This is a genomic window from Shewanella psychropiezotolerans (genome assembly GCF_007197555.1).
In the GTDB taxonomy this organism is placed as follows: domain Bacteria; phylum Pseudomonadota; class Gammaproteobacteria; order Enterobacterales; family Shewanellaceae; genus Shewanella; species Shewanella psychropiezotolerans.
This window is the reverse complement of record NZ_CP041614.1, coordinates 754,852-766,101: the sequence shown is the minus strand read 5'-3', so window position 1 is coordinate 766,101 and position 11,250 is coordinate 754,852. Positions and strand designations below refer to the sequence as shown.

At 41.1% G+C, this 11,250-nt stretch carries 8 protein-coding genes; 5 read left to right on the top strand and 3 right to left on the bottom strand.

Annotated features, from left to right (window positions below):
• The first annotated feature begins 41 nt into the window (after positions 1–41).
• Together FM037_RS03390 and rdrB are read left to right on the top strand one after the other, a co-directional pair.
• On the top strand, positions 42–2,681 hold the full coding sequence (locus FM037_RS03390; protein WP_144044850.1) for a hypothetical protein: 2,640 nt from the start codon (positions 42–44) through the stop codon (positions 2,679–2,681).
• The gene (rdrB, locus tag FM037_RS03385) at positions 2,674–5,193 is read left to right on the top strand and encodes an antiviral RADAR system adenosine deaminase RdrB (RefSeq protein WP_144044849.1); all 2,520 of its coding nucleotides are present in this window, start codon (positions 2,674–2,676) and stop codon (positions 5,191–5,193) included. The genes FM037_RS03390 and rdrB overlap by 8 nt, the downstream gene beginning before the upstream one ends.
• 654 nt (positions 5,194–5,847) lie before the next feature.
• Here rdrB and FM037_RS03380 read toward each other — a convergent pair.
• Positions 5,848–6,060, bottom strand: coding sequence for a hypothetical protein (locus FM037_RS03380; RefSeq protein WP_144044848.1), 213 nt, complete (start codon positions 6,058–6,060; stop codon positions 5,848–5,850).
• A 530-nt stretch (positions 6,061–6,590) separates the two neighbouring features.
• Between FM037_RS03380 and FM037_RS29910 the strand changes: the two genes are divergently transcribed.
• Positions 6,591–6,719: a hypothetical protein gene (locus FM037_RS29910; RefSeq protein ID WP_267874861.1), complete on the top strand. Its 129-nt coding sequence runs from the start codon at positions 6,591–6,593 to the stop codon at positions 6,717–6,719.
• Positions 6,720–7,316: 597 nt separating this feature from the next.
• Complete coding sequence (gene fic, locus FM037_RS03370) at positions 7,317–8,441, top strand: protein adenylyltransferase Fic (RefSeq protein ID WP_144044847.1); 1,125 nt, start codon at positions 7,317–7,319, stop codon at positions 8,439–8,441.
• Between the two features lie 103 nt (positions 8,442–8,544).
• Here the strand turns inward: fic and FM037_RS30295 are convergent, their stop codons facing one another.
• Positions 8,545–8,733 (bottom strand): S24 family peptidase, encoded by a 189-nt coding sequence (locus FM037_RS30295; protein ID WP_407695650.1) that lies wholly within the window; start codon positions 8,731–8,733, stop codon positions 8,545–8,547.
• A 69-nt stretch (positions 8,734–8,802) separates the two neighbouring features.
• Between FM037_RS30295 and FM037_RS03365 the strand changes: the two genes are divergently transcribed.
• Positions 8,803–9,495 (top strand): IS6 family transposase, encoded by a 693-nt coding sequence (locus tag FM037_RS03365; RefSeq protein ID WP_144044846.1) that lies wholly within the window; start codon positions 8,803–8,805, stop codon positions 9,493–9,495.
• 186 nt (positions 9,496–9,681) lie between these two features.
• Here the strand turns inward: FM037_RS03365 and FM037_RS03360 are convergent, their stop codons facing one another.
• The gene (locus tag FM037_RS03360) at positions 9,682–10,638 is read right to left on the bottom strand and encodes a hypothetical protein (protein ID WP_144044845.1); all 957 of its coding nucleotides are present in this window, start codon (positions 10,636–10,638) and stop codon (positions 9,682–9,684) included.
• Between the last annotated feature and the right edge of the window lie 612 nt (positions 10,639–11,250).

Here is an 11,250-nt window from a genome sequence, read left to right as displayed (position 1 = left end):
TTATTAAAAATTAAACGATAATCCAATCATAAGGTGGGGCCATGGAGCCGATCGAACTAGATCTAGGTAAAGCTGAATATGACGAACACTTTTCTTCTCAGGAGCTCTGGCAAAGGCGGGCTGCAACAGCCTTAGTTAGACATCTGGAGCATTTTGGCTTGCAAGCTAAGAAGTATAACGCGAGCAGAGAGAGAGTTCATTCAAGCAATAATATTGGCCACAATATTCATAATTCGATCTTAATCAGTGGCAGCAGAGGAACTGGGAAATCAGTGTTCCTCAAAAATGCTAAATCTATTTGGGAAAAGTCACCAAGTAGAGATAAAGCTAAGTTGTTCTTTGCTCCTCTGATCGATCCCACCCTACTACAAGATCATGACAGTTTTACCAATGTTATCGTCGCACATATTTACAATCAGGTGATTGATGCGCTTAATCCTTGTACATGCCAACAAAAAACATCAGAACAAGAAAAAAATAAACAATCTTTTTATGAAGTGTTACGCAAACTAGCAGACGCTATCGAGCAACCTGGCGAAAAAAGTGAACATACTGGTTTGGATAAGATTATCCAATACAGTTCGGGTATCAGAATCGATGCACTATTTTATGACTTTGTCACTGCAGCGAAACTAATTCTTAAGTGCGACGCCATAGTGCTGTCGATTGATGATGTTGATATGGCATTGGATCAAGCTTACCCGGTACTGGAAGAAATCCGGCGGAGGCTCTCTTGCCCTGACATTATTCCATTGGTTAGTGGTGATTTGGGTCTTTATCAACACCTAGTAAAAATAAAGTTGATAAATAGCTTAAAAAATGAAAAAGCGGATAAACTTGAAAAAGAAGATGGAGATCGGATCAGCCGAGAGCTGACAGAGGCATATTTAACCAAGGTGCTGCCCAACAATTACCGTATTGCCTTACAGCCTATAGAAGATTTGGTGCCACAGCTCTGGATTATAGACACCACTCTATCGACAGACAGTAAGAAGGTTTCATATTCAGACTATCAATATTCGTTAAGACAGAGTTTCTTCGGTCCAATCAATGGTGAAGAAAAGAGCGCCGACTACCCACAACCTAACTCCGCTCGCGAAGTCGGCCAATTAGTGAGATTACTACCTCCTTCTGCAGTATCTTGTACTGAGGTACAAAGTACTAATCTAATACTAAAATGGGAAAGTATGCGGCTCTGGTCCGAGGCTAAGCAGCATGGTGCGGGTTATGTGTTGGCACAATCAGCGATCCAACTTATCCAAAAGTCAGAAGCTTATCGGTTGAGTCAATTAATAGCCTTTAATGTGAGACAGCAAGCCGATGAACGTTTGCCATGGGCTGGTAATGACTTTATTGCTGAGCAAAAAAATTTAGCTGAGCCATTCGATAAAGATAAGAATGCGGGTACAAATAAATACCTTCTTTCCCATTCTCTAAGAGGTAACATATTACGCAGTATGCCGCCCTTAGAAATGCATACTGATAATATGTCAATCACAGGTAATGAAGCGGAAAAGGAAACTAATCAGCTATCCCTAGCAATTTATACCCATTGGGCATATTACAACACCCAAGGGAACCAACAGCGTAAGATCTTTTTCAGTAGAGCATTCGAATTACTGGGTACATCGTTGCTAATGGCGACAACTCAAAGTGGACCAATAACTGGGGACACATGGAAGAATCAATTTCTAGAAGTATTAAACTCATCCCCGTTCTACTCAATCCATAAATTGAATCCAACCAAACCAGTCGAAGAGACCTCCCCATCTGATGAAGGCAATACTGGACAAGTAAGTGATGAAGGCAATAGCGTTACTATGAATTCGTTTGCGAACGATTTGGTTCAATGGGTTAATGAATATAAGGATGATGTACAGGCTTACTTAGCTGATCCAACCCATCTTATCTCACTACTTTCTGCGGTATTTAATAAAGCATTCAGTCAGCTTGATCTGTTACGGCGCCAGTACCACAAAGGCACCAAAGAAGTAAAAGAAGATCAGTTACTCGATGCTATTCTTCGTTTCCGATATATCCTGACTAATGCCTTTGGTTTCTTTATTAAACAGCAAGGTGTAGTGCCTGCTAACTTGGCTCTAACAACGTCGCAAGGTACCCTTCGGAAAATGGGCACTTACGCAAATTATTCTAGCACTTATAAGATAAATGTAAGTTGGATCAATACTGCATCACACAGAAATTCCAAGGAAATTTCAACTGAGGAAGATACAAAACATAAAACTGACTCTAGAGATCAAGTTCCTTACAATGCACATTTTTTAAAAGCCATATTAAACCATCCTATATTTGTCGGATTAGGTGTGGACATCGATAATTGCAGCGATGTTACTTCTGCCAAAATCACTAACAGTTCAGGTGGTTCAAGTGGAGGTTCTGACTCAAAAGATACAGAAAAAAGCTCCGCAAAAATCACTAAACCTTCCAATTTTGATATGGATACAATAACAGCCTTTATTAATAAAACTGAGGGAATTTCAACTGTTACTCAGTTAAAGGATGCAATCGAACAAAAGAAAGCCGAAGTGAACTTAAGGAAAGAACTTTGGGTGAAAATCAAACATGAACTGGAAGGGAAAGACGTAAATCAATACAAACTATACCAGCGAAACATCCTGAAAATGTTGAATGGAGAGTTTGGCGAGGATGAGAATGGATAATATGCAACTACATTGGTTGGTACCTGCCATGCTGCTCAGTTCTGACCGCCTGCTCGATCATGCTTTAAATCCCCCAGAGTCAGCGGTTACTGAAGTGGATAGCCAAAGAAAGCTATATCACATGGCATTAAGAGACTACCAGTCTTATTTACCTGGTCGCTTGCGTAAAGAGGATTCAGACCTTGCTCTGAGTCAGTGGACAAATATCGACCACCCTGTCGATTACTTATCGATATTAAATAAACTTCAGCAAGCCTTTATCCACTGGCGTGGTGATCGTTTTGAGGTGAAACATCACCAGTTGGAGACCTGGCTTGTACTACTTTCTCAAGTAGATCCAGCCTGGGTGATAGGAGAGGCATATGCTGAGTTACTAGATAATGGAATGTTATCGGTGGAACAGGTGACTGAGCTAGCTCGAACCCAATGCCCTAATGCTCTGCCTAAGCGTTTTGATGGAGAACCCATTGCCGATAATCATGTACACCTAGGCGGAAATGGGCATTACAGCCTATCAATGGCCTCTTTTGCCCTGCATTTAAATAAACGGCCCGATCAAGTGACGCGAGAAGAGTGGCCTTATCGTCAGGAGCATAGCTTATTTAATAGCGGCGCGTGTGATCTTACATCGTTACCAGTAATGTTTCATAGATTGTTCGGATTATTAATGCGTGAAAGTGGCGCTGAAGGCAATGAAGATGAATGCGAATCATATCATTGGGATTCCTTGGCTACCCATATGATAGAGTCACATGCTGCTGAATTGAAAGAGTTTCCTGCCGCAGGCCCTGTTCATCGCCTTCTCGTTGCAGCCATAGATGAAAGCGGTCCAGCTAGCTGGTTACTACTCACAACTGCCATCTTACTGCTATTGCGGCGTGCTACAACCGTTCGACAAACCTCGATGGCACAAGCATTTATTCAAACCGCATCAGTATTACGTAATTATATGGTTGTCTCTGGAGTTGGACTGGGGGATTTTGTTAAGTATTTTAGATTTACATATCGAATGCCAGTTACAGGTATGAACTATAGCCAACACAGTCAACTTCACGACCTCTTTGACCAACATTTGCGCGAATTTAGGGTTACCGGAGACAATTATCGTTATTTTGCCAAGGCAGCTCGAGTATTTTTAGAACAAAAATTAGACACTCAGATCCATTTTGTTTATCACTTTACCAGAGAGTTCTCCAAAAAGAAGGGAGGAGATAGACGATATAAAGAAGGACGCAACAAAAGCGATAAGGTGGTAAGGAAATTACAGAGGTTCATGGGCTCTGTTACTTTTGATTCATACCCTATTATGAATAGAGACTTTACTGATAGCCGCCGTGTTGATCTTAGAGCCATGTTGCGAGGTCTTGATGTAGCAGGCAATGAAAATGAATTACCTATTGAGGTGTTTGCCCCGGCGTTGCGCACTTTAAGAAGCGCAACCCATCACCATAAGTTTCCAAATGAAAAACGATTGCGACAACCCTTTATCACCCTGCATGCAGGAGAGGATTTTGGGCATATTCTTAGTGGATTACGAGCCGTTGATGAAGCTGTTACTTTTTGTGACTATCAACCGGGGGACCGGATTGGCCACGGTTTAGCCTTGGGTATAGATGTTTATAAATGGGCTGAGCGACAACAGCATATCTATCTCCCATTACAAGAGCATCTCGATAACCTAGTGTGGTGCTACCAACATGGCCTAGAACTAGTGGCGAGCCACCCTCAGTTTCAGTCATCAGTAATGGTCATTAGAGAAAAAATCCATCATTTTTGCTATGAATTATATGGACAAGATTTTTCTCCTCGAATTCTTTATCAGGCATGGAGGCTACGCCGTAACTGCCCGATGAAACTTGAAAAACGAGATGAAGCTCTGGGTACGAAGTGGCCACTTTGGGTCCCCGACTTCGATTTGATCCGTCATGCTCAAGATGAAAATAATTCAAGCTCAGCAAACGAGTCTTATCAGCTTTGGGTTAAATACTTAGATCGACCTAGACATGATAGAGATCGTGAACAAGTTGTCTCAATTCATTACTCAAGAAATGGAAAAATTGGCGCCCGTAACTTACTGTCAGGGCAACTTGAAGATGTATTATCGCCAGCTGAACTTGAATTAATCCATGGGATTCAAGATCTGATGCTAGAACGCTTCAGTCAATCTCAATGGGTATTGGAAGCCTGCCCGACTTCGAACCTCTATATAGGCAGATTAAACTCCTACGATGAGCATCCAATCTTCAGATGGTCTCCTCCAAAGCGGGATGAACTGCAACCAGGAGGAAGAGCAAACCTCTTTGGTATCCGTAGTGGCTCTGTGCGTGTATGTATCAATACCGATGACGCTGGGTTGATGCCAACAACTCTAGAGAATGAGCATCGGGTGCTCAAAGACTGTGCTATTAGCAGTTATGGAGCCAGTGATCAGGATGCAAGCCTATGGATTGACTCTATACGACGCACTGGAGTTGAACTGTTCCGCTCAAATCATCTAAATTGGGCTGATTAAGATGAATTATCACAGAGTCGTGAAAAATCGTCTTAATTCATTTTCCACATAAAGTATTTGCTAAAAAGCTTACAGCTACTGAAGTTTAACCATACTTTATATAGACCATATTAGCTAGAGGCATTGCCTCTAGCTAACTATTGTAAATGAACAATAACTCAACTACAGCTTTCAATATGACCACTAGAACCTAACACCATGATAATAACGATTATCACTAAATGTCTGTAAACCTGGAGCTAACCACATGGTGAATTTGAAGGGGAGCGCAATGGACGTTTTTTTCAACTTTCGAAGCAGCCAGTTAAACAGGCTGGTGGAATTAATGGCTATAATCAGAGTGGGTTTACTTGCTAGAATGATACGAGGAAGGCCGTCGATGATTTTTTTGTCAAATTTTAAAAGTTTTTTCTTACTATCCTGACACAAGGCCAAAGTGACTCGCTTCCAATGGAACACCTAATGGAACACCTACAAAATACGCACAACACAAACAAGTTTAAATCAACAAGTTACACTCTAAACAAGAGCCCCGCCGCCCCCACCAATTAAAACAAAGGCTAACCCTTTGTCACATCTAATGTCCACCAATTGACCACACAGCTTTAACTTTTATCCACGATGATGATTTTACCAATGAACAACATGTATGTTTTATGGCAACCACGAGTCGCTGTCTTTAACGAATAAATCTTTAGCTTGTTCAAATTCAATCAGAGTTGTAGGGACTAGCTTTCTATCATCACAAAAATGTATGAATTTATCTGTTATATCAACACCTTTAGAATCTGTCATACTTTGTAAACGAGCATGGACAACTTGATCATTAGCAATTGTCACGTTTAGGACGATTATTACTTGTTTCATTTTCGACTCCTTGATAGTGAAACATATCGACTTAGTTGATCCCATGATGAAATATTCAGTCCTCCTATGATGTTGCCCCATGAAAAATATTAGACCAAACTCAAACCTTTTGCTCATTTACACAGATTTCAGAGTCGTTTTGTCTCTGACTGTATAGGTGCGCTAGAGGTTAAGGCGAGCTTTTTAAATCTGGTGCAGTTTGGTGATGTGACTTTGCTTAAGATCCGCAACGGCTTTCGCCAGGTGGAGCGATTATTCCCCCTACTCAGCTATCACTTACGTGGGTAAAGAAGGCAGCACTGTAGTACTCGGGCGTAATCAACAATCCAAACGCTATAAGGCCAAAGATATTATTTGGATGCAGCAGGACTATGGTTGCCCTGATTATTTGGGCGGTCTGCAAGCTGCACTCCTTAACGAAGAGCCACCCTGTTCAGACGTAGAGACTTTATCAATGACGCTCACATGGGCTTTATCATGAATGCCTCCGACACGAACCTGGACCCCGAAGTTGAATAGGATATCAGTTTGTGAATATTCCCAATGGTAAAGAGAAAGGACTGCAGATCATCCCCATGGGTAACTTTGAATCGAAAGATGAGTTTATGAATGTGAAGAACGTCAGCGCCCAAGAAGTGCTCGACTCGCACCTAGCTTAGTTGGAATTATTCCAGCCAACACCGCAGGCCTTGGCGACCAGTCCAAATATGATGAAGCATGGGTCACTCACTTTTATAGAAGGTATCAAGTATTGAGGTATCAAATAATTAAAGTGCCATCAAAGATAGACCCTAATTTTATGATACCGATATTAAGTAGAGAAAGCTGATATCAATATACGAGTGTTTTTTGATACCAGTTTTAGAGGTAATGAAGTTTACTTGTTTAACATCTTCATCATGGTTCATTGAATCAACGCTTCCATCTCAGGTGTTGAATCAGTTCTAAAAAGTAGTTAGTACCCTTTCATGACCTACTAAATACCGTACGTGATGTTCTTAATTAGTACCTTTGGCAAGCTGGTTAGCGTGTAGTAGCAGTATGTATAGGGATTCGCGTTTTCTATACATATAAATTTTACCTGTATAGATATCAGCACTTTCTATACATGTTGTCGCAATCGACATAATGACTCATAAAATGCACTTCATGTCGATTAAATCAATTTTTATAAACATGTTTTCTTTACATGTCGATTGAATCGACATAAGCTCACAGCAATATCTATTTATGTCGAAAAAAAGGGTTTTTTGAACATGAAATGGCAAGCTGAACAAGCATACAACCATATACCCCTACTACCGCTAGAGAGCGATCTTGGGGAGTTAGCCGAAACCTTACCCGTACTAAAAGCCTGTATTCCTGCACGTGCCGCCCTTGCCGAACTAAAGCAAGCGGGTGAGCTGCTGCCAAACCAAGGGCTACTCATCAACCTACTGCCGCTGCTTGAAGCGCAAGGCAGTAGTGAGATAGAAAACATTGTCACTACCACCGACAAGCTGTTTCAGTACGCTCAGGAAGATAGCCAAGCCGACCCCATGACCAAAGAAGCGCTTCGTTATCGCACTGCCCTATACCAAGGCTTTACAGAACTGACCAGCAGGCCTTTATGTATTACCACCGCATTAGAGATTTGCAGTACCATTAAATCGGTACAGATGGATGTGCGTAAAGTACCAGGTACTAGCTTAACCAATCAGGCCACTGGTGAAGTTATCTATACTCCACCAGTAGGCGAGAACGTAATTCGTGACTTGCTAAGTAACTGGGAAGCCTTTCTACATAATCAAGATGATGTAGACCCACTAATCAAGATGGCCATGGCTCATTACCAATTTGAAGCTATTCACCCATTTACTGATGGTAATGGCCGTACTGGTCGTGTACTTAATATCCTCTACCTTATCGACCAACAACTGCTGAGTGCTCCTATCCTGTACCTCAGCCGTTATATCGTCGCTAACAAGCAGGATTACTACCGCTTGCTGCTCAACGTGACCAGTAAACAAGAATGGCAGCCGTGGATAATCTTTATCCTTAATGCCGTAGAGCAAACCGCCAAGTGGACTACCCACAAAATCGCTGCAGCCCGTGAGCTCATAGAGCACACCACAGAGCATATACGTCTTCAGCTACCTAAAATCTACAGCTATGAGCTAGTACAGGTGATCTTCGAGCAGCCCTATTGCCGCATTCAAAACCTCGTTGAAAACGGCTTAGCAAAACGCCAAACTGCCTCTGTCTACTTAAAGCAGCTATGTGACATCGGAGTGCTTGAAGAGGTGCAATCGGGCAAAGAGAAGTTATTTGTCCACCCTAAATTTGTCACACTAATGACCAAAGACAGCAATACGTTCAGCCACTATCAGCCTAAAAAGTAAATTTAGAAAGCGATATGATAGCCTTACACTGCAAGCCAGCCCCCCCTTCATTGGCGGTAGAGTCAATGATGTTTAAATGCCAATAATAGTCTCATTGTCAGCATTAAATGGGGGTTGAGAACCAGATAACCTGGCCAATCACTTCAAAATCCTGAAGTTCATTGCAAGGATAAACTTCATCAGGATATTCTGGATTATAACTTTTGAACGTGATCGACGACGGGGTTTCCGTGAGCAGTTTAATTCTTAAATGTTGACCTTGCCTCACCACAAACATCATCCTATCTCTAATATGGGTTCTGTCGCAAATAGCAGTGATAGTTTATGATTTTGCCCCCCCCCCTCTTCATGATTTTGGTTTATGAAACTCAATTTCTCTGGTCGGCATTATCCGCAAAATATTATCATGCGGGCGCTTCGTTATTACCTGGCCTACAAACTCAGTTACCGAGAAATTGAGGAGATATTCTCTGAGCGGAATATCCATTTTGACCACTCAACCTTGAATCGTTGGGTTATCAAGTATGCCCCTCAGCTCGAAGCCATGTTTAGGCGAAGAAAGCGTCGAGTATCCGGTTCGTGGCGGATGGATGAGACCTATATTAAGGTGAAAGGGAAATGGGTTTACTATTATCGAGCCGTGGATAAATTCGGCGCTATTATTGATTTTTATTTGAGTGAAACCCGTGATGAGCCAGCGGCACGGGCATTTTTCAATAAAGCCATCAACCAACATGGTTTACCTGAAAAGGTTGTCATTGATAAAAGTGGTGCGAATGCCGCAGCATTAGATACCATCAATATTCGTCTTTGGCTGTCTGGACATATGCTGTTTATGATTGAGATTTTGGCTATCAAATATCTGAATAATATTGTCGAGCAAAGCCATCGAAAAGTGAAAGGCAAAATGCATCAATGTTTGGGCTGGAAGTCTTGGGAAGGGACTGAATCGACCCTAGCGGGTTTTGAGCTTTGGTCCATGATTAAGCAAGGACAAATGAACACTACTGAAATGATGACACCATGGGAACCATTTTATTCTTTGGCAGCCTAATTGTATCTGAGAGATACTGCGCCCTCAAATTATAGCGGCGAGATCTCAGTTTGCGACAGAACCCTGAGAGCACTCATGAACCTTCAAGATGCGACAGAACCAGTTACTTAGGCCTTAAAAAGGCCTAAGTAACTGAAGCGACGACTTTGCGGTGAACTCACACCAGAAAGATCACAGCAAATTTTGTTATTCGCTTTCCCAAGCCAAGCTTGCTAAACCTACGCTGGTATCAGTAAATGCGACTTCTCCAGGTGAAGGACTGTAGATGATATTTGCAGTCATTGAAGATGGGGTCACTTTAGGATTTAGTAATCTGAGTGTTTCACCATTCCCCACAGTAAAGTCAGGGCATATTCCTTGGATCCCGGTTAATTGTTCATCAGTAGGCAGAGTTGATACGTCTAGAACATTCAACTTAGCTTTTGTCACCACTGCTAAACTCCAAATTTGATCTAACATTGAAAGGTTGTGTAATTCTGTCGCCTTCCCTTGTTTCAACGATGCGCTAATTAGGTAAACGGCATCACTGATCTGGCTAACAGCCGCCAGGCAGATATTGGAATCAGTAGAGCCTAAAGTCGGATCTGAAAACCGATTTATAATGCTAAAATAAAAGTCAGCTTGTGCATTACTATCTAGTCCTTCCACAAATGCAACTGGCTCTACACCTTCAATATCCGCTTCTTGGGGAGTAACAATCAAATAGCCAGCGTCCTTGGCGACGTTAATATCTCTTTCTAGCTTCCACGGTTTATTACCATCTCTGTTATTCACTTTCAGTTTTAATTTTTCATTCACTTTACTCATGTGGATTTGAATACTTTGATCATGACCACTACGCCACACTTGTTGAGTCATATTAGAATTAGTTTTATTCAAGTTTGAAGAAGTTAAACCTGAATATCCATTGTTTTTAGGTAATCCAATAGAAAAATTAATGCCCTCATCTCTCATGCTGATAATATTTAGATGTAAAGGTAGATAATCTTTTTTTACAATTTTAATACCATTTTCAAAGTAAGCAGGGTTTACTTTTGATTGAGAAGGGACGGTTTTATCCCCCTCATCCGAACTTGAACCACCACATGCGCTAAGTAAAGATAAGCTAATAGCTACTGCTGTGGTTTTTATGGCAATGTGCACTTTATATTCCTTTTATCTCCTTCATTAATCACGGCTCATAGAGAGCCACATTGAATACTGCAGAAGATGAGTTGATTTTTGTAGTTCTTAAATTTTGAAGTGGCATGATAAGCATTGGCTTAACAGTGGCGCAGCTTAGAATTTACAAAAGAGCGAGCGAAACGGTTATGTTTCAAAAAACGCTTTAATTATACTATTTGCTTAGGGTTAGCATTATTGGTATAGAGCAAAGCTACATAAATTATGACTAATTTTAAAGTTAACTTTAACTGCCTAATAAGACAGCTATTAATAGGTTTAAATTGTGATTTAATTTACTCTTGTAGAGTTTAATAGGTATCCTTATTTAACCTTAAGTGTTTCTGAGCTGTGAAATCGGTTGATATTTATATCTTGAACCAGCTGAAATTATTAATGGGCTCTGGGTTAAACACCCTAAGGGATTCTACGTACTTCCCAGAAATGGTAAAGACGTATCATTAAGGGTTACTAAAATATCGGACTAAGTACTTAGCTTCCCCACCAATAGGAATATCGAGGATAACCCGTGTTATCAATGGATATATTATTTATTATCAATAACACAAAAGTAAGCAGCGTGAATATGATGTG